At 49.2% G+C, this 20,153-nt stretch carries 16 protein-coding genes; 4 read left to right on the top strand and 12 right to left on the bottom strand.

Going from position 1 to position 20,153, the window contains the following annotated elements; genetic code table 11:
• Positions 1-38: 38 nt before the first annotated feature.
• The 6 genes from B4V02_RS06655 to B4V02_RS06630 all read right to left on the bottom strand — a co-directional run bounded on the left by B4V02_RS06655 (position 39) and on the right by B4V02_RS06630 (position 7,497).
• Positions 39-1,574, bottom strand: coding sequence for a flotillin lipid rafts scaffold protein FloT (locus B4V02_RS06655; protein WP_094154193.1), 1,536 nt, complete (start codon positions 1,572-1,574; stop codon positions 39-41).
• A gap of 48 nt (positions 1,575-1,622) precedes the next feature.
• Complete coding sequence (locus B4V02_RS06650) at positions 1,623-2,141, bottom strand: NfeD family membrane protein (protein WP_094154192.1); 519 nt, start codon at positions 2,139-2,141, stop codon at positions 1,623-1,625.
• Between the two features lie 174 nt (positions 2,142-2,315).
• Positions 2,316-3,479 (bottom strand): iron-containing alcohol dehydrogenase, encoded by a 1,164-nt coding sequence (locus tag B4V02_RS06645; RefSeq protein WP_094154191.1) that lies wholly within the window; start codon positions 3,477-3,479, stop codon positions 2,316-2,318.
• Between the two features lie 187 nt (positions 3,480-3,666).
• On the bottom strand, positions 3,667-5,310 hold the full coding sequence (locus B4V02_RS06640) for a UDP-glucose--hexose-1-phosphate uridylyltransferase (RefSeq protein ID WP_094154190.1): 1,644 nt from the start codon (positions 5,308-5,310) through the stop codon (positions 3,667-3,669).
• A gap of 17 nt (positions 5,311-5,327) precedes the next feature.
• A complete protein-coding gene (gene galE, locus B4V02_RS06635) occupies positions 5,328-6,317 on the bottom strand; it encodes a UDP-glucose 4-epimerase GalE (protein ID WP_094154189.1) in 990 nt (329 codons plus the stop codon).
• Between the two features lies 1 nt (position 6,318).
• On the bottom strand, positions 6,319-7,497 hold the full coding sequence (locus B4V02_RS06630; RefSeq protein WP_094156955.1) for a galactokinase: 1,179 nt from the start codon (positions 7,495-7,497) through the stop codon (positions 6,319-6,321).
• A gap of 219 nt (positions 7,498-7,716) precedes the next feature.
• Between B4V02_RS06630 and B4V02_RS06625 the strand changes: the two genes are divergently transcribed.
• Positions 7,717-8,583 carry an AraC family transcriptional regulator gene (locus tag B4V02_RS06625; RefSeq protein WP_094154188.1) on the top strand — a complete coding sequence of 289 codons (867 nt, stop codon included), beginning with the start codon at positions 7,717-7,719 and terminating at the stop codon, positions 8,581-8,583.
• A 219-nt stretch (positions 8,584-8,802) separates the two neighbouring features.
• On the opposite strand, the gene mgrA is transcribed toward B4V02_RS06625, so the two are convergent.
• The 4 genes from mgrA to B4V02_RS06605 form a co-directional block, all read right to left on the bottom strand.
• A complete protein-coding gene (mgrA, locus tag B4V02_RS06620) occupies positions 8,803-9,810 on the bottom strand; it encodes an L-glyceraldehyde 3-phosphate reductase (RefSeq protein WP_094154187.1) in 1,008 nt (335 codons plus the stop codon).
• An 84-nt stretch (positions 9,811-9,894) separates the two neighbouring features.
• Entirely contained in the window at positions 9,895-10,638 is a 744-nt protein-coding gene (locus B4V02_RS06615; RefSeq protein ID WP_094154186.1) for an NAD-dependent protein deacylase, read from the bottom strand.
• Positions 10,626-11,405 carry an HAD family hydrolase gene (locus tag B4V02_RS06610; RefSeq protein ID WP_094154185.1) on the bottom strand — a complete coding sequence of 260 codons (780 nt, stop codon included), beginning with the start codon at positions 11,403-11,405 and terminating at the stop codon, positions 10,626-10,628. Before B4V02_RS06610 ends, B4V02_RS06615 begins: the two co-directional genes overlap by 13 nt.
• 14 nt (positions 11,406-11,419) lie before the next feature.
• Complete coding sequence (locus B4V02_RS06605) at positions 11,420-12,229, bottom strand: alpha/beta fold hydrolase (RefSeq protein ID WP_094154184.1); 810 nt, start codon at positions 12,227-12,229, stop codon at positions 11,420-11,422.
• A 326-nt stretch (positions 12,230-12,555) separates the two neighbouring features.
• Between B4V02_RS06605 and B4V02_RS06600 the strand changes: the two genes are divergently transcribed.
• Positions 12,556-13,590: an acyltransferase family protein gene (locus B4V02_RS06600; RefSeq protein ID WP_094154183.1), complete on the top strand. Its 1,035-nt coding sequence runs from the start codon at positions 12,556-12,558 to the stop codon at positions 13,588-13,590.
• 194 nt (positions 13,591-13,784) lie between these two features.
• Positions 13,785-15,473 (top strand): dihydroxy-acid dehydratase, encoded by a 1,689-nt coding sequence (gene ilvD, locus B4V02_RS06595; protein WP_208618707.1) that lies wholly within the window; start codon positions 13,785-13,787, stop codon positions 15,471-15,473.
• Positions 15,474-15,606: 133 nt separating this feature from the next.
• On the opposite strand, the gene B4V02_RS06590 is transcribed toward ilvD, so the two are convergent.
• The gene (locus B4V02_RS06590; RefSeq protein WP_094154182.1) at positions 15,607-17,004 is read right to left on the bottom strand and encodes a polysaccharide deacetylase family protein; all 1,398 of its coding nucleotides are present in this window, start codon (positions 17,002-17,004) and stop codon (positions 15,607-15,609) included.
• Between the two features lie 176 nt (positions 17,005-17,180).
• Between B4V02_RS06590 and B4V02_RS06585 the strand changes: the two genes are divergently transcribed.
• On the top strand, positions 17,181-18,335 hold the full coding sequence (locus B4V02_RS06585; RefSeq protein ID WP_094154181.1) for an AI-2E family transporter: 1,155 nt from the start codon (positions 17,181-17,183) through the stop codon (positions 18,333-18,335).
• Here B4V02_RS06585 and B4V02_RS06580 read toward each other — a convergent pair.
• Positions 18,290-20,098, bottom strand: coding sequence for a peptidoglycan D,D-transpeptidase FtsI family protein (locus B4V02_RS06580; protein WP_208618706.1), 1,809 nt, complete (start codon positions 20,096-20,098; stop codon positions 18,290-18,292). The two genes, B4V02_RS06585 and B4V02_RS06580, sit on opposite strands and share 46 nt — an antisense overlap.
• Between the last annotated feature and the right edge of the window lie 55 nt (positions 20,099-20,153).

The following is a 20,153-nucleotide window of genomic DNA, read 5'->3' as shown; positions in this document are numbered from 1 at the left end:
CTTCTCTTCAGGAGCAACTGCTCCCCGAAGAATTGCGATTATTTTTGATCTGTTGGAGCTACCTCAACCGGGGCATGGATATGCAGCTTATCAGCTTCTCCAGCAGATGGTACAGCATGAAGTCCATTTTTCCCAGCGGTCAGTCCCTTAATTAACTGCTCCACATCGATACCGGATACACTCTTAAGCATCTCTGGAGCCGTGGACATCAACTCTGTGACATAATTGCTGACACGTGCTGCTCCTTCTCCTTTGCCTGTATCAACCACCGTCAGTTTATCAATGGACGCTATCGGTTCAGCAATACGGCCAGCCAGATCAGGCAGCATTTTCACGATAATATCGAGCACGGCTGCCTCTCCAAATTTCTGGAACGCCTCCGCCAGTTTCTCCTTGGCCTCCGCTTCTGCCAAACCACGCAAACGGATGACGTCTGCGTCCGCCGTCCCCTTTGCGCGTTCCGCATCCGCTTCGGCTTGCCCGTTCAGGCGTTTTTGCTCAGCTGATGCTTTAGCCTGTGTCTCAATCGAGTATTGCAGCGATTCTGCCTCGCGCATTTTACGCGATTTGTCCGCTTCCGCAGCCTGCTCTACGGCATACCGATCGGCTTCCGCCTTCTTTTTCACTTCCGCATCATATTGCTTTTCACGAACCTGAATTTCCTTGGTTTGAAGATCAATCTCCCGCTCCTTGCGGACCAGTTCGACCTTCATCTGCTCCTCAACAGCAGTTTGCTTGGCACGAGCCTCCTGGATATGATAAGCCTGATCAGCGTCGGCCTTGGCTGTATCCTGCTCTTTCTTAAACGCAGCCACTTTCAGCTCCTTCTCCTTGGCTGCCTCGGCAATATTCGTGTCCCGCAGCAGCTCAGCCTTCTGGCCTTCCTGTTCTGCACGGGCCTTCTGAATTCGGGCATCCCGCACAGCCTCGGCTTCTGCAATTTCTGCATCCCGTTTTACAGCAGCAATTCTCGGCTTACCGAGCGCATCCAGATATCCATGTTTGTCACGTACATCCTTGATGGTGAATGACACAATTTGCAGCCCCATCTTTTTCAGATCGCGAGCAGCTACGCCCTGTACTTCCTGTGCGAATCGGTCCCGATTACGGTACACTTCCTCCACTGTCATCGAGCCGAGAATTGCACGCAAATGCCCTTCCAGCACTTCCTGGGCCTCTCCCTTGAGAGCCTCCAAAGGCTTCCCGATAAATTGTTCCGCTGCTGTCGCTACATCCTCAATGGCACTGCCGACCTTAATAATGGCTACACCGTCAGCAATCACCGGAACCCCTTGCTCCGTATATACTTCCGGTGTGGTTACATCCAGTTTGTGGGACAAAAGAGAAATAAATTCAGATTGCTGAAAAATAGGCCAGATAAAGGCCCCGCCACCGCGCACAATTTTAATTTTGCGACCGGATTCATCCTCGGAAATATTTTTGCTTCCCAGAAAAGAACCCGTCACGATCATCCCTTCATCCGGTCCTACCGTTTTGTAGCGGGCCCAAAAAGCGATCCCTAATATGACAATAACGATGACAACAATTCCCGGGACCAGTATAACATCCTGCAAATTTGACACTCCCGTTCACGCTCCCTTCAAGTTAAGCGAATGCGCCGTCTATGTGTCCAGGTATGCTACGTGGACGACGCCCTCTGCGACCTCAACCACGACAATACGGGTCCCCGCAGCCAGCGGCTTGTGATCAAAGCTCGATGCCGTATGTATGGTGTTGCTTGCACCAAAGCGGATCATAACCTCCCCGTAACCAACCTCCGGTACCGGAATGGTGACCTCACCGATCCTGCCAGTCAGCTCACGCATAGAGAAGCCGCTGGATACCTCCGAGTTCGCCATCGGCTTGATAAACGCAAAAAACACGAGTACTCCAATGACAAATGCAACACAAAAAGCAAGCACAACGACCCAGCCCGTGCTTAGCCCTGTATATTTCGTCAATAGTACACCAGCCCCGCCAAAAGCAGTCATGGCTCCAAGCAAAACGACAGGTCTGAACCAATCAAGGCCCGGCAGCTCCAACGCCCCATCCAGCCAGCTTCCGAGTACATCCCCGATCAGTACACTGACCACCGTAAAGATAGCGCCCCCTGCCAATAACCACCAAAATATGGTTTCCATGCGACTCCTCCTTCCATGCACCTTTTCAGTCTGGTTTCCAGCCTATAAATATGTTTACGTATTCAACCTGAAAAAGTTTCAAAATTTTCCTCCTATACCTTACATGAAACCCAAAAAAAGCACGTCCCTACGTCAAATGACGTACAAACGTGCTTAAAGTGATCCGAAACCGAGTTACAGGGAAGCGTTGTAAATTGCCACTACATCTTCGCGATTGAGCTTGTTAAAGCCACCGAAAGCTCCAAATTTCACAGCTTTATCCGCCATAACATCGATTTTGGAAGCATCAATATCGTAATCTGCCAGACGGCTCGGCGCACCAATCGAGTTCCAGAAATCACGCAAGGCCTGAATACCTTCCAACGCTACTTCTTCATCACTCTTGCCTTCCGGGTTCACATGGAATACATTCACAGCCAGTTGCTTGAAGCGTTCAGGCTTCACATGCAGATTATGCTTCATCCAGTTCGGGAACAGAATAGCCAATCCTCCGCCATGTGGAATATCATACACAGCAGACACAGCATGCTCAATATTATGAGTAGCCCAGTCACCTGTCAGCCCCATGTTCAGGAAGCCGTTTAGCGCCATCGTACCACAATACATAATCGTTTCGCGCAACTCGTAGTTTTCCAGATTGTCAACCAGACCCGGAGCAGCATCAATAACCGTACGCAAAAGCGTTTCACACCAGCCCAGTTGAACCGGAGTATTGGATTCCAAATGGAAATAATGCTCCAGCGTATGTGACATCATATCCACAATTCCGTAAACGGTTTGATCTCGCGGCAGAGAGTACGTGTTCACCGGATCAAGAATGGAAAACGCAGGGAACGCATATACGCTGCCCCATCCCAATTTCTCCTGTGTTTTTTCGTTCGTAATGACAGAACCTGCGTTCATTTCGGAACCGGTTGCTGCCATCGTCAGCACTGTACCTAATGGCAATGCCGCCTTTGCAGCCGCTTTACGCTCCGCAAAATCCCACATGTCGCCATCATATTTTGCGCCGACAGCGATAGCTTTGGAACAATCCAGCACACTACCGCCACCCACAGCCAATACAAGATCGATTTGATGTGTTTTACACAATTCCACGCCTTTATGTACGGTGGACAAGCGAGGATTTGGTTCTACACCTGCCAGTTCCGTTACCTCTGCGCCAATTTCACCAAGCAAACTTATTACATTATCGTACAAACCGCTGCGCTTAATACTGCCACCGCCATATACAAGCAATACACGTTTACCATATTTGGGAACTTCACGCTTGAGAGCTTCCAATTGCCCTTTACCGAAGATCAATTGTGTCGGATTATAAAATTCAAATGCTTTCATCGCAAACGCTCGCCTCCAATATTTTCTAAAGTTTAATGTTAAGAAACTACTCTATTATAACCTTATCAGTTACAGGAAACAAATCAGCATTCTTTTCAGAAAAAAAACCACACTCTGTAAAGGAGCATGGTTCCATGTCATATCTTGGGAGGGTTCTCGTAATGTATTATGCGCCGTGCAATTGATTTTATTCTCCCAGGGTATATCCCAATTGTTGCATAAAACGGCCAAAGGCCTGCTGACCGGACGAATTCCGTTTATACACTCCTGCATGCTCCAGAATTTCGCTGAATTTCAGTCCAACTTCATTTTGCACGGTACGGACAGCCGTCTCCTTGTCAGACAAGCGACCAAATCGCGTGTTTAACTGATCAATCCAGTCTGCATGCTTGAACAGTGGATGTCCTTCCTCCTGTATGGCAGCAGCCAGCTCATCGTTCCCGCACAAAATATCTGCAATTCCATCCAGCTCTTCCTTGAGCCGCCCCGGTAATATGGCAAGTCCCATCACTTCGATCAGGCCGATATTTTCCTTTTTGATGTGATGCATCTCACGGTGGGGATGAAAAATACCTTCCGGGTATTCATCACTTGTTCGGTTGTTGCGCAGCACCAGATCCATCTGGAACCTTCCTTCAGCATCCCGGCGCACAATCGGCGTCACTGTGTTATGCGGAACCGTTTCCCCCTTCTGCTCTGTATGAGAGAGGACGTCGGCTGCAGGATCGTTGTAAGCTTTCCAAGCTTCAAAAGCAGCATTTCCTGCCTCCAACAGCTCCTCGGCATCCGCTGACGTAAAACGGATCACCGACATCGGCCAGTTCACGATGCCTGCCGTAACCTGCGGAAACGTTTTATTATGATACACCCCGTCCACACCTGCTTTTTCAATCGGGAATGTATGGCGCCCCCCTTGAAAATGATCATGGGTCAGGATCGATCCCCCGACAATCGGCAGATCGGCATTGGAACCAATAAAATAATGCGGAAACGCTTTCGTAAAGGCCAGTAACCGCCGCAGCGTGTCCTTTGTCAGCTTCATTGGCACATGATCATGATGGAACACGATGCAATGCTCGTTGTAGTACACATAAGGTGAGTATTGAAAAAACCACGGCTCCCCGTTTAGTTCCAACGGAATGATGCGCAAATTTTGACGGGACGGATGATTTACTCTTCCGGCATATCCGACGTTTTCACGGCATAATTGACATTTAGGATACACGGGCGGTGGAAGAAGCTTCGCCATCGCAATTTCCTTTGGACTTTTTTCCGGCTTGGACAGGTTGATCGTAATTTCCATATCCCCGTAAGCTGTCGGCTGATTCCAGTACACATTGCTGGAAACCCGATCCATTCGAATGTAGTTCGAGTCGATACATAGCTGATAAAAAGCATCTGTCGCCGCCTCTATGCCACGTTCAGCTTGCATTTGCTGAAAGTCACGGACGACCTCGGAAGGTCTTGCCATCAGCAAGCCCATGATTTTGGAGTCGAGCAAATCACGATACGTATCTGTGTTTTCGGGAATAAGTCCTGTGGCAAAGCCATAATCAATCAATATATTGAGCACAGGCTGGAGAACTTCGGGGGCAGTAATGCCCCCTGCCTCCCCACCTGAATAAGGCTCGGAAAACCCGAATTGCTCCAGCAGCAAATTACGGCTGTAATCTATATCTTGCGGACTGATCAAGCCCCGTTTTTGCGCGAATGCAACCAATTGCTCCACCGCGTATAAAGCTGCTTGCTGCGCCGTTTCGTCGATGTCATGAGCCAGGTGCCGGTTCTGTTCTTCATCATGGCTCTTAGCTGCGAATTGACTTTCACTCATATGTCATCGTCTCCTGTCTATTCGTCGCCGTAGCCCTGAGGATGCGACTGGTGCCAGCCCCATGCTCCGCTAATAATATCCTCCAGCCTGGTCCGCTTCGGACTCCAGCCAAGCACAGAACGAGCCTTGTCAGAAGATGCAACCAATACCGCAGGATCACCTGCACGACGTGGTTCTGTAACAACCGGAATGTCAAGCCCGGTAACCTTGCGGGCCGTCTCAATAACTTCCTTGACTGAGAAGCCCTGTCCATTGCCCAGATTGAACACATTGCTGTCATTGCCTTCACGCAAGTAGTTGACTGCACGCATATGAGCATCTGCCAGATCGCTGACGTGAATATAATCACGGATACACGTCCCGTCAGGTGTCGCATAATCATCACCAAACACGGAAATGTGCGGACGCTGTTTCAGTGCTGTTTGGAGTACCAATGGGATCAGATGGCTCTCTGGACGGTGGTCTTCACCGATCTTGCCGCTCTCATGTGCGCCAGCCGCGTTAAAATACCGCAAGGACACATATTTAATGCCCAATACTTTATCAAACCAGGACATCATGCGCTCCATCATCAGCTTCGTTTCGCCATACACGTTCGTCGGCTCTGTACGGTCGCCCTCTTCAATCGGCACTTTTTCCGGTTCGCCATAGGTTGCCGCAGTAGAAGAAAACACGATTCGGCGCACGCCAGCATCCTTCATAGCCTCCAGCAGGCTCAACGTGCCAAACACATTGTTGTCATAATATTTTCCAGGATTCTGCATACTTTCCCCAACCAGCGAGTTGGCTGCAAAATGGATAACCGCGTCGATGCTATTTTCGGAAAACAGTTTGGACAGCAGCTCTTTATCTCTCAAATCCCCTTCATACAGCTTTCCCCCAAGCAGCGCTGCCTTGTGCCCGGTCTGCAAATTGTCCAGCACAACCACTTCTTCCCCTCGATCCAACAGCTCTGCTACCGTATGTGAACCAATATATCCCGCTCCACCTGTGACCAAAATTGCCATGTTATTCGTCCTCCTTCAGTTCTTTAACTCCGTCTCCCGCCTTACATACATAAAAGCTGGCCTCCAGCCCCGTCCGGGTCTGATAAGCTTCGCCGACTTCCTGTACAAAACGTTCCACATCATCTTCGTGAACCAGTGAAACCGTACAACCTCCAAATCCAGCACCTGTCATACGCGCACCCAGTGTACCTGAAATGCGTCGTGCTTCCTCAACCATGACATCCAGCTCCGTACAGCTGACCTCATACAAATCGCGCAATGAATCATGCGAGGCGTTCATCAACTGTCCAAAAGCTGCGAGATCATGGGCCGCAAGCGCATCGACAGAGGCCAGCACACGCGCGTTTTCCTCTACCACATGCTGTGCCCGGCGGCGCACTGTTTCATCCGCTATGTGATGCTGAAGCTCGCCAAAACGGGCCTCATCCAGCTGAGCGAGGTATTCCAATGTCGGCTCCTGCTGCTGTAAAATAGACAGCGCTTCGGCACATTGGCTGCGGCGCTCGTTATAAGCTGAATCCACCAAACCGCGACGCTTGTTCGTGTTGCCGATCACCAGCTTATAGGCACCGGTGCGGAAGGGCACCTTACGGTACTCCAGCGTATCGCACATCAGTAGAATGGCATGATCAGCCGCTCCGTTCGCGACAGCGAACTGGTCCATAATACCGCAGTTGACACCAACGTAATTGTTTTCTGCCCGCTGGGACAACAAAGCAATTTCGACGGTATCTGTTGCTTGTTTTTCGATCGTGAGGAACGCATATCCCGTTACAACCTCAATCGAGGCAGAGGAGGATAATCCAGCACCATTCGGTATTTCTCCATGATAGAGCAGGTCGTATCCACTAGTCGGATAAACTTCCTTTTTAGCCAACTCCACCAGCACACCCACCGGATAGTCCACCCACTCATCGGTTTTGTTTTTACCTATCTCTCCACGTGGAATAGAACCTTCATACGAAAGGTTTGTCGAAGCAAAATGAATCTCATCATCATTGCGCGCACGAAGGATCAGTGTCGTTCCGAATTCCAGCGCAGCCGGGAGTACATAGCCACCATTATAGTCGATATGCTCTCCAATCAGATTGACCCGCCCAGGTGCGTGAAATATCCGCAGCTCACGACTGCTTTCACCATATTTTTCAATAAAATGTTTCTTTAATTCAGCAGAGTTCATATCCACATCCACCTCATTCACGTTAGTAAAGGTCCCCCTGACTTCCCTGTAAAAATCATAATCAGGTTGACATCTCTTATGAATTCAGTATAAATGAAAGCGCCACACAGTGTAATGCATCCATGTGTTGAAGCTATGGATAAATGTGACTTGGACATGTACAATGTAAGTATACCGCATTCGCTAAACTATTCACAATGTAGGAAGGATGACCCTATTTTGCAAGCGCATTCATATAGTTATGCTGTCGCCTCTAATCCGGTGCTTTACGAAAATAGCCCGCTGCATGTGCTCTTTGCAGGGGAGAGCCAAACCAAATCCGGTCATGCCGTCGGGCCCAAGCTCTATGATTACTATCTGCTTCATTTCGTAGAATCGGGAAAAGGGATTTTCCGAACGGAACAGCACACATATCGGCTTGAAAAAAACGATTTTTTTCTGATCCACCCTGGTCAGCTTGTGAGCTATACCTCGGATGAAGAAGAACCGTGGCGCTATCGTTGGTCAGCATTTACTGGATACCTCACCGAGCAGGTGGTACAGGAAGCAGGATTGCGCGTTCATCAGCCTGTCTTCCATGCCTCCGATCACAATCCCATTCCCGGTTATCTGGAGCAAATGCAATTGGCCTTCTACAGCAGAAAATCCAGCTCTCATCTTTCAGCACTCGGCTATTTGTATCTGATCATGGGAGAAGCAGGTAATCATCTGAGTGACTGGTCTGATCCGTCGGGAGCAGATTCGCAAATTCGACGCACCGTCAAACAGATGGTTCAGTATATGTCTACTCAGTATGCACATCCCGTTTCCATTGAGCAAATGTCTGAAGGACTTGGGTATAACCGTGCGTATTTGTCACGGATATTCAAGAAGGAGACGGGCGTCTCCCCCGTGACTTATCTGCTCAAGCTGCGAATCGACAAATCACGTCAACTGCTGCGTGAGCGTCCCGAGCTGTCCGTGGAGCAGGTAGCCGCCTCGGTTGGGCTAACGGACGCTTTGTATTTTTCGCGTCAATTCAAGCGTTTCTGCGGTCAATCACCCACTGAGTATCGAAACAAGGTTAAGCAATATCCTCAGCCTTAGGGATAGGCTTTACAGGCTGCATAAGTCTGCACACACTCAGCCCGACAATCGATCTTTTTGCAGCCAAGATCACGGAGGATAGATTCAGCATGGTTTACAATATGACAAACAGCCCGCATCCTTCAACGATGCGGGCTGTTACGTGTATAGTATTTATGCCAGAATGAATGATATCGATTATTGCGAAATATCGATTGGCCTTTAGGCTGTGCCTCTATCCTAATCCTGGGTGTTCCCCGCATGCAGAATGGAATCAATCCGATCCAGTTCTTCCTGTGAAAAGTCCAGATTGGACAAGGTGGCAACATTTTCCTCTATTTGGCTGGCACGGCTGGCCCCGATCAGGACGGAGGTCAGTCGTTCACCGCGCAGAGCCCAGGCCAACGAGAATTGAGCCAAACTTTGTCCGCGCGCAGCTGCCATTTGATTGAGAGCACGTACCTTGCGAAGTGTTTCAGGCGTCACATGGCTCTCATTCAAGAAGACTGACGTACTCGCCGCACGTGAATCTTCTGGAATGCCGTTCAAATATTTATTGGTCAGCAATCCCTGAGCCAGCGGGCAGAAGGCAATGCTGCCTATCCCGTTTTCGTCCAGTACGTCCTGTAATCCGTTTTCAATCCAGCGGTCGAGCAGAGAATATTTCGGCTGATGAATCAGAAGCGGTGTTCCCAGCTCCTTCAAAATACGAGCGGCTTCTGCCGTTTGCTCCGCGCTGTAATTAGATACACCTACATACAGTGCTTTGCCGGAACGCACGATATGATCGAGCGCCTGCATCGTTTCTTCAAGAGGTGTATCAGGATCAAAGCGGTGAGAGTAGAAGATGTCGACATAGTCCAGCCCCAGCCGCTTCAGGCTCTGATCCAGACTAGAAATCAGATACTTGCGTGAACCCCAATCCCCATAAGGCCCCGGCCACATATAGTAGCCTGCTTTGGTTGAAATGACCATCTCATCCCGATAGGGTTTCAGATCACTAGCTAATACTTGTCCAAAAAATTCCTCTGCTGATCCTGCTGGAGGGCCGTAGTTATTGGCGAGGTCAAAATGCGTAATTCCCAAATCAAAGGATCGGGTGATCATGTTGCGGCCATTTTCCGCGTTGTTGATTCCGCCAAAATTGTGCCACAAGCCCAACGAAATGGCGGGCAATTTGAGGCCTGATCTCCCTGTGCGGTTATATTTCATGCTTTCATAACGATTATCGTCAGCCAAATAAACCATGCTATCCCTGCCTCTCTCGAAACATTCTTATGTCCGGTACAACAATACTATAGCGCTTTTATGCGACCGTTGACAAGAAAACGATTACAACCCTAACTGATCAGCGAGTTGTGCCATAACCTGTCCAATCGGGTTAGTGATAAGCAGATCGGCCTTGTGATCATAGGAGGTGGGGTCGGTATTGAGCAGAACCGTATGCTTACCGTGGAAATAAGTGATCAGACCTGCCGCAGGATGCACGGTCAACGACGTTCCCCCAATTAACAGCAGATCGGCCTGCGAAATGGCCTGAACGGATCGAACAATGGTATCCTGATTCAGTTCCTCCTCATATAAAACAACATCCGGTTTGATCATTCCCCCGTCCACCGGACATTTGGGTACGACCTCAGAGCTGCTCATTACCTCATTCAGACTGTAAAAGCGCCCGCACTTCATGCAATGATTGCGATGCACCGAACCGTGAAGTTCGAGTACATTGACACTGCCTGCGGCCTGATGCAATCCGTCAATATTTTGTGTCACCACCGCTTTAAGTCGGCCTTGGTGTTCCAAGGACGCAAGAAAACGATGGCAGCCGTTCGGCTCCGCATCGGGATGCAGCATTTTGCTGCGATAGAAGCCGAAGAACACTTCAGGGTGCTTGACAAAAAAAGAACGGCTCAGCATAACCTCCGGGGAATAAGGCAGTTTTTCCTCACTCTGATACAAGCCGGCCGCCGAACGAAAATCCGGAATACCGCTTTCCGTCGATGTCCCGGCTCCGCCGAAGAAAACGATATTTTGCGCGTCCTGTATCCATTCAGCCAACATTTTTACTTTGTCCATGTTTCACGCACCTCCAGTTCTTCATATGCGCGGATAACCATGTCCGCATCCAGCAAATGAGCCGAACGTTCGGGCTCCGGCGCAAATCCAATAGCCAGCCGTACTCCGGCACGCTTGCCCATCTGCATATCCCCGTTGCTGTCTCCGATGACAACTACATCCGATGGTGGTAGTCCCAGTAAAGCGCAGGCTTTTTCAGCCATTTCCGGGTCAGGCTTGCCGTATGTAACCCTATCGTGTCCAATGACCTCGTCAAAATAGGAGGTCAGCCCCATCCATTCCAAATGCTCCTGTGCGGCCTCTGTACTGTCAGAGGTTACAACCGCCAGCTTCACCCCGGCACGGCGGCTTTGCTCCAGCAACGTCCGCAACCCCGGAAACACCTTCGCTGCCCGCTGTCTTCGAATATCAGCCATCGCTGTTTTATTAAAATCACGGACAAGCCGCACAGCCTCATTCCACGGCACGCCAGCAGCATACAGCTGCCAAGCGAGTACGCCCGTACTTTCATCCACCGTTCCCATAGCCAGCGGACCGGAAGGATCATAGCCGATCACGCGCCCCTCCCGGTCATGAATCGTGCCCAGAACGCTATCTTTTGCCACTGTAAAACCGGTACCTGACAAGGCAAGGTGCTGCTCCATCATATCCAGTATAGAACGAGCCCAAGGGCCCCACAACTGAATAAAATCCAGCAGCGTGCCATCCTTATCCAACAAAATGCCACGGCACGAATACCGCTCCCCCTGTACGATCAGCTCAGACATGCAGTATGCCTCCTTTACTGGTTTTTAGGAGCCCCGTCCACCACACTCTCTTTCATCCAGTCCTGTAAAGCCGATACCGTCTGATTCCATTGCTCAATGGCACTAATTGTTGCCGCTTTATCACCTTTTTGAGCTCCATAGCTGCCAAACTGGGCATGATTGCCTCCCTCAACTGTAAAATATAACGTATTGGCTGGCAAATAGGCTCTGCCACTCTGAACCTGATCCATATCGATAACTCCGTCATCACTTCCCAGGAGAGAAATGACCGGCAGATTCTTATCCTTTAAATTGCCTTTGCTATCCGGGTAGGAGGCGAGGAAAAATACGCCCTTGACTTGATCGGCGTGTGCAGCAGCATAGCGGGCCGCCATCACACCACCCAACGAATGGCCTCCAATGACAAATGCTTCTTTCGGATAAGCCTTAAGCACTTCACCCGCTAAATCGGGGGAAGCCAGCGGCAAATTCAACGGCATTTTTGCAATGATCACATGATGGCCCTTTTCCGCCAGACGGCGTGCCAATGGCGCGTAACTTTCGGGCTTCACCAGCGCTCCCGGGTACAAAATGACTCCGGCACCGCTTCTTTTGGCGGGCTCAAAACCAACCCAATGCTCTTGTTCATTTACCCTTACAGCATCATCGGCTTCTGCTAATGCAGCTACAGCCTTCTCATCAGGCTGATAAGGTGTGAACACCTTCCATGCTCCCCAGCCTGCGATCAGCACAATGATAATCAGGATGCCAAGGAGGATTTTCCATATTTTCCGGGGACCACGTGTCCCATATGAATGGTATGATCTTCTTGTACTTCTTCTCATTTTAAATGTTCCTTTCACCTTGCCTGCCTCGTGTTTCAGCTTTTGAATAACTTTGAATATGCAATGTGTAGCAAGTATTCACCAGTGTAACTATAGCCATGTTAGGGTAACACCGTTGTACATTCAGGGTCAAATCAGCAAATATTTCCTAGTATTGGCCTATCTTTATCCGCTGTTCAAGCTTTCGCCACATAATAAGGACATGATAGCGCTTACTATTGTGAATTAAATCACAATGATAGAGTCCAGAGTGTCGTACCTTGTTCCTTGTAAAGAATTATTTTTTAAATAGTTGACACGGCTGACTGCCGCTCGGAGGGAAACACATGACGACAAGCCATGATGTACAGGGGGAAAGCTTCTTTCTCAATTTGCGATTTATGTTGATCATATGTGTATTTGCGGGGAACGCTCTGGAGCCGCTAGCTAATTCATTTCATATCGCCCAGCAATGGTTCAGCTGGATATTTATGTTCCATATGCCGTTGTTTGTGCTCGTTACAGGCTATTTTGCCAAGTCCTCCCTGACGGGACCAGCAGGCCGTAAAGTTCTTCTACAGATTGGTATGCAATATCTTATTTTCCAATCGCTCTATTCTGTATTGGATGTTGCACTCTTTCACGTTCCACGTATCCATCATTCTTTTTTCGCACCTTACCTGCTGCTCTGGTTCCTTGCCAGCCATATCTGTTGGAGACTGTTGATGCTCGCTTTGCGGGGAGTGCCGCCCGTCTTGCAATTGGGCATATCCGTGCTACTGGGCATCCTTGTTGGATATCTCCCTGTGGAGGGCATATGGCTAAGCGTATGCAGAACCTTTGTTTATTTACCTTACTTTATAGCAGGATATCATTTGAATTATGCGGACGTTCACCGCTTCTTTACAGCTCCAGTTCGAATCATCGCTGGTGCTTTGTCCCTTCTGCTCATGGTGTTGGCGGGAACGTCGTATTTCGGCATCCCTGCAGGCTGGCTGTATGGCAGCATGACTTATGGTGAGCTGGGCCATACCGAATGGTACGCAGGGATTTACCGTATCGGCATGTATGGCGTTCAATTCATAGCCTCCATGGCGTTTTTAGGCTTAGTTCCAGCAATCACAGGACGTATCACCGAGATGGGTCGGCGGACATTATACGTCTTCTTGCTCCATGGCCTGATCGTCCGTACCGTTGTTGCGAAGGGAGTCTACGAATATATAGATACACCGGTGGAGATTATTTTAATCGTAGTGTGTGCAGCAGGTCTGTGCTGCTTGTTGACTATGCCCTGGGTTCGGATGGCAACACGGCCTCTGGTTGAGCCACAAGTAGATTGGATGCTTAAACCAACTCCTTATCCTTTTAGACGATCTGCATAATTTTATTTAGCTGGAGCTCACCCGTTTTATAGCGGTGTGGGCTTTTTCACATTCACTTTTTGTCATTTCTCGAAATCCTCATATATGTAGAAAAATGCTCACATCTATGATAGACTCTTTAGAAAACATCTGCGCTCTTAACGGCGTCTATTCAGCGCCATATCATTTTTATACTTTGGGGGGAAACCAGCATCATGACAGCAAAGACGAAAATGCGTTCCGATATGATTAAAAAAGGCTTTGACCGCGCTCCTCACCGCAGCTTGCTGCGCGCAGCGGGCGTTAAGGAAGAAGATTTTGACAAACCGTTTATTGCGGTATGCAACTCGTATATTGACATTGTACCGGGTCACGTTCATTTGCAGGAATTCGGCAAAATTGTCAAACAGGCCATTCGTGACGCAGGCGGTGTACCTTTCGAATTTAACACCATCGGTGTAGATGACGGCATTGCCATGGGACATATTGGTATGCGTTATTCTCTGCCAAGCCGCGAAATTATCGCCGACTCTCTGGAAACCGTCGTTTCCGCTCACTGGTTTGACGGCATGGTGTGTATTCCTAACTGTGATAAAATTACCCCCGGCATGATGATGGGTGCATTGCGTGTTAACATTCCGACTATTTTCGTCAGCGGCGGCCCTATGAAAGCTGGTAAGGACAAAAATGGACGCTCTATCTCCCTGACCTCTGTCTTCGAGGGTGTAGGTGCATTCCAGGCGGGTAAGATTGACGACCAAAGCTTGCTTGAATTGGAACAATACGGCTGTCCAACCTGTGGCTCCTGCTCAGGAATGTTCACAGCCAATTCCATGAACTGTCTCGCTGAAGCGCTGGGTCTGGCTATGCCAGGTAACGGTACCATTCTCGCAGTGGCAGAAGAGCGTAAAGAATTCGTCAAACAATCTGCACACCAATTGATGGAATTGATCAAGCTGGATCTTAAGCCACGTGATATCGTAACTAAAGAAGCCATTGATAATGCATTTGCGTTGGACATGGCAATGGGCGGTTCCACCAATACGGTATTGCATACTTTGGCATTGGCTCATGAAGCTGAAGTGGATTACCCTATTGAACGTATTAATGAAGTCGCCAACCGCGTACCTCATTTGTCCAAATTGGCACCTGCTTCCGACTATCACATTGAGGATGTTCACAATGCAGGCGGCGTAAGCGCAGTGCTGAATGAACTGTTGAAGAAACCAGGCGCACTGCATGGCGACTGTATTACGGTAACCGGAAAAACTATTCGTGAAAACGTAGAAGGACAGGAAATTCTCGACACAAATGTCATCCACAAGCTGGACAACCCTTATTCCGAACGCGGCGGACTGGCTGTACTATTCGGCAATCTGGCACCACAGGGCTCCATTATTAAAGTCGGTGCAGTTGATCCTTCTGTTAAGGGGTATCACAAAGGTCCTGCCATCTGCTTTGATTCACAGGAAGATGCACTGGCTGGCATCGCCAACGGGAAAATCAAGGAAGGACACGTTGTTGTTATCCGTTATGAAGGTCCTAAGGGCGGACCGGGTATGCCTGAAATGCTGGCTCCAACCTCGCAAATCGTGGGCATGGGGCTTGGTGCCAAGGTGGGTCTGATTACAGACGGACGCTTCTCTGGTGCATCTCGTGGTATCTCCATTGGCCACATTTCTCCTGAAGCCGCTGAGGGCGGTCCTATCGCTTTTGTTGAAGACGGCGATATTATTGAGCTGGATCTGAACAACCGTAAGATCGAGCTGCAGATTTCGGACGAAGAATTTGAACGTCGCCGCGCCAACTGGAAAGGTTTTGAGCCGAAGGTGAAGACTGGTTACCTGGCACGTTATTCCAAGCTGGTAACGAACGCAAGCAACGGCGGAATTATGAAAATCTAATGCGTGACTAAGATATGCTTTATGAACAGCTAAAAAGCCTCCCGCTCCCTGATAACAGGGGGTGAGAGGCTTTTTCATATTAGGTTAACCGCTTTGATCCTGTGTTCGCTGCTTGTGAGGCTCTAATTGCTATTTAAATGGAGCTAACCTCATCATTCACTTCACCGTGGAGCACATGCGCAGCTCCCAGTTGATTGGTTTGACCAAGGGCCGAATCTGCCTGATATGCCTCCCTTTGGTGGAAACGGGCAAACAAAGTATCAATTGGCATCACGATCAGTTTTGGGACCATCACTTCTTTTTTTTCGTTCAACTGCTCGAGGCCCGAAGGATGGATGACACTAAATAACAGCTTTAAATATATGGTCGACGCTCCCTTGAACAGTCCTTTGGGCAGCTCTTGAATTTGAAATCCCAGCTTCTCTGGTCCGCGGTTAATCATACTTACTGCATAGACAGCCTTTACACCATTCATTCCAGAATCATGTACAAGCTGATGGGCAAGATCAGGAAGCTGCCGCTTCACGATTCGGATCAATTGAATAGCCAAATGCACCATAGACTTTGCTGTCGAGCCTAAATGAAACAACATTTTATTATCAAAATGAAGCTCGACGATCGGGTCTCCCTTTTTTAGCCACCTACCGTTCTCCATGTTTACATTCGGTCCACGATAGGTACGACGACGATAATAAAAAATCGTATCCTCCTTGCTTACGGGACGAAGCCGGAATAAAGTGTGGAATAGGCGCTCGTAGAGCAGCCATCCAAATACCAGCGTTTTTTTAAACCACCCCGTACCGGCCATCTCACTGGCAGCTGAAATAAGGACAGGCTGACCAAACAATGTATCCACCCGTACGCTGCGCAATTGCCGTTCTTGGGCGACCATCAGAAGCTTCTCCAGCGCGATTAGCATATTCTGAGGGGCCTCTTCGTCTGCTCCCAATGTCGTGCCACAGTCATGGAGCAGCATCACCTCGCCACCCCTCAGCTTTTTGAGCATCCGCTCCGCCAACTGTTTTGCTCCAATGCTCGCCTTCCAATCCCCGAACATGGAGGACCATAATACAATTCGACGACCATTTGTTTTAGAAATATCAAAGAAGTTCACAATTCCCCATGGCGGACGGTAGAAGGTCGTTCCCTTTCCGGTTACCCGGCGAATGACTTCTTCTGTTTGGGCAATCTGCCTTCTGACAGTAACTGGCCGCATCAGCCAATTCGATTTGTGCACATAATTATGAATCCCGATCAAATGACCTTCATCATGCATGCGTTTTAGAAGCTCGGGATGCTTTTCCGCATTGATGCCAACGACAAAAAAAGTAGCCTTGGCATCAAAACGCTTCAATAAATCCAGCAACTGCGGTGTATACACCGGATCAGGACCATCATCAAAGGTGAGCGCAAATTCCTGCTCGCTTTTGCCACGTCGAAACACTCTGAACCCAAAAATACGACTGACTAGCGCCGGAATAAAAGCATAAAAAGTTGAAATGTAAAACATCCATAACAGCAAAGTCTGCACGTTTTATCCCCACTTTTCTATTCTGTACTCGCAAGCTGGATTCCTGAGGAAAATTCACTTACTTATATATTATCATAAAGCGTAAGCATGCGGACATTTTGCTATTGCATGATCAGCATTGAAGTCCAATTTTAGTGTACAATAAATAAAAATCTTAAAGGAGTCGTTGTATACATATGCTTCCATTGTACAAAAAATATTGGCGTACCGTTTTTGATATCGGTCTGATTGTATTAACTGTGTATTTAATTATGTTTGTATCCAGCAAACTGTATCAGCTGGCGGCACCAGTATTCCTATCGTTCGTCGTGTTCTGGTGCATTGAACCTGCAGCCCGTTATTTCCATCGCAAAGGGATGAAGAAGCCCTTCGCCTCCGCGCTCTCCGTGTTGCTGTTCATCATCCTTTTACTCGCTATTTTTTTCGGATTGGGTTTGATTCTGGTTACGCAATTTACGAAAGTCGCGCAAAACCTCCCACATTATACCCAGATTATCCAAACGGAATTCACGCGATTTCTTCATCTTTCTCAAGATAAAATTGCTGCTTTACCTTCAGGTGTTACCGAACGTGTGAATGAATATTTTGCGACTGCGACCACGATTGCTACCAAATGGGCACAGCTCGGATTATCCTTTTTCATACAATTTCTCAGCTCCTTCACTGTTTTTATGGGCAATTTTGCCGTTGCAATCATTTTAGCGTTCTTTTTAAGTATGGAAATTAATCTCTGGAAGGGAATTGCCCGTAGTAAAACTCCCAAGACACTAAAAACGGCTTACCTTTTTCTAAAAAACCACGTGCTTAAAGCGATCTCCGCCTTTCTGAAGGCTCAAGCCTTACTGGTAGGGATTACCTTTATCCTTGTATTTATAGGTTTACTCATTTTGCAAGTGGATAATGCCCTGTCATTGGCACTTGTGGCGGCGTTGTTTGATATTCTCCCCTTGCTGGGTGTGCCTGTTATTTTTATTCCGTGGGCAGTGTATTTGTTCATTACAGGGAATACCGGCTTGGCTATCGGGCTGCTTATTGTCATGGCTGTCGCGGTGATCGTCCGCCAACTGGCAGAGCCTAAAATCACTGGAAATTCTATCGGTGTCTCATCTGCCTATCTGATGCTTTCCTTTGCCATTATATCGTTATCCATTTTCGGATTGGCCGGATTGATTTTGTCTCCGATTCTGATTATTTTACTCAAGGAATTGTGGCAGCAAGGCTATCTGCAACAATGGATTCGGTTTCCGACAGAAGAATTTGATGAGCTCCCGTTTATTGTCAAAATTCAGGAGGAGAACCGTGAGACTGCTCGTGGAGCTGAAGAGAATTGAGCCAGCAGATCCATCACCTGTCCGAACAGTGCAGTAGCTCGATTGGCAGAGTGCGTTGGAGCATTTTGCACCAGGACGGCAACAGCATAACGAGGTCGCTCTACCGGACCATAACCGATAAACCATTGGTGATTTACGGGACGGCCGTCCTTTAAGGCTTGGGCTGTACCCGATTTTCCAGCCAGATGCCATGATTTATCACGCAAGGATACGCCTGTACCGTGGACCACGACTTTCTCCATCGCCTCGCGAAGCGTGCGGGCCGTGGAGGCATGAATCGGGTGGCTTCCCTGGGGTGCTGGTGAAGCATGAGCAGGTAGCTCTAGCATGGTGCCTCCATCTGCGTAGCTGATGCGATTCACAAGGCGTGGAGCATGAACCTGGCCGTCGTGCAGCAAGGTGACGATGAGATTGGCGGCTTGGAGGGGCGTGACCAGCACGTCGCGCTGACCGATCGCTGTCTGTACACGTACGCCCCGATCCGCCGCATTCGTATGGGAGCCGAATACGGCTCCCTTTTCCTCGTGATCCAGCGGTCTGAATTGCGGCAGCCCTGCAAGATTTCGCTCCTGCCAGCCCACGGTTCGGATCAACCCCAGCGCAGAGGCCGTAGCCTGAATTTGCTCAGGCTTAAGCCGTTCGCCAAGATGAGCGAACACGATATTACAGGATACGGCAAGCCCCTCTTCCAGGTTCAGGGTGCCGTGTCCTTCTTTTTTCCAGCAAGTCAAACCGTACTTGCCATAGGTTCCATGACAATGGAACTGCTCCTTCGGTTGAACAACACCTGATTCAAGTGCAGCCGCAGCCGTAACCAGTTTAAAAATGGAACCGGGGGTTACCGCCTTGAGCGCGCGATTCGACCAGTCTGTTGTCTGCTGCGGATTGACACGAACGGGATTATAAAAAGGACGAGACACCATCGCCAGCACATCTGCATTACCGGCATCAAGTACAACCACTGCACCTTCTGCCAGGTGATTGGCTTCCGTCAGCTTTTCAAGCTGCTCCTGTAAGGAAAGATCAATGGTGGTCTGCACCTGTAGCGGATAGTGAGCATTGGCTGGAGCACTGACCCGCAGCGATACATGAGTCAGCGGACGACGCTGCGCATCCACAAACCGGGAGACGAATGTTTTACCCACGCCACTCAGCAACGGCTCCAGCGTTCTTTCCAGCCCGGCTGCGCCGATCGGTAGTTCACCCACTCGGTCGCCACGCTCATACAAAAAGCCAAGCCATTGCCTGCCAGTGGGGAGATCCGTGTAGCGTTTCGCATACGGAACAAACTCGATGAGTGAAGGGGCTAGCTTCAGCAGCTTGCTCGCTTCATTCGGCTTAATTTGTACGGGCTCTCCGCGCCCATCCCGCCATATTAGCGGTGATTGCAGACCTTTCCACTGTGTCAGCAGCAGCTTCTTGTTCGTCCGCAGCAGCCTGGCGAGCTCTTCGCCATGTAGAGCCGCTTTGCCGTCAACGTCGGGAAAAAGCACCGGTACCCATACGACACCACCCGTCAATGGCTGTCCATATCGATCCGTGAGCTGTCCACGCCCAGAGTCAATAGCAATTCCCTCCTGACGCTGACGCACAGACATTTCCTTCAGCGAACGTCCCCCGTAAGCAGACATATGTATCCCCGCCGTCCCCTGAATCCAAGCCAGTCGGAATAGTAAAATTAGCAGCAGCACCGTCATCCCCAGGGCCATATATGCAATTCGACGTTTTCGCATGAAGCTGTTGCCACGCCTCGGCACACGCATCCTTCTTTCATCTTTTTCCAGTAGTATGTCCTGTAGCTAAAAAAGAAAACCCAAT

Source organism: Paenibacillus kribbensis, assembly GCF_002240415.1.
GTDB lineage: Bacteria > Bacillota > Bacilli > Paenibacillales > Paenibacillaceae > Paenibacillus > Paenibacillus kribbensis.
Note: the sequence above shows the minus strand (reverse complement) of the source record. Positions and strands in the feature narration are given on the sequence as shown.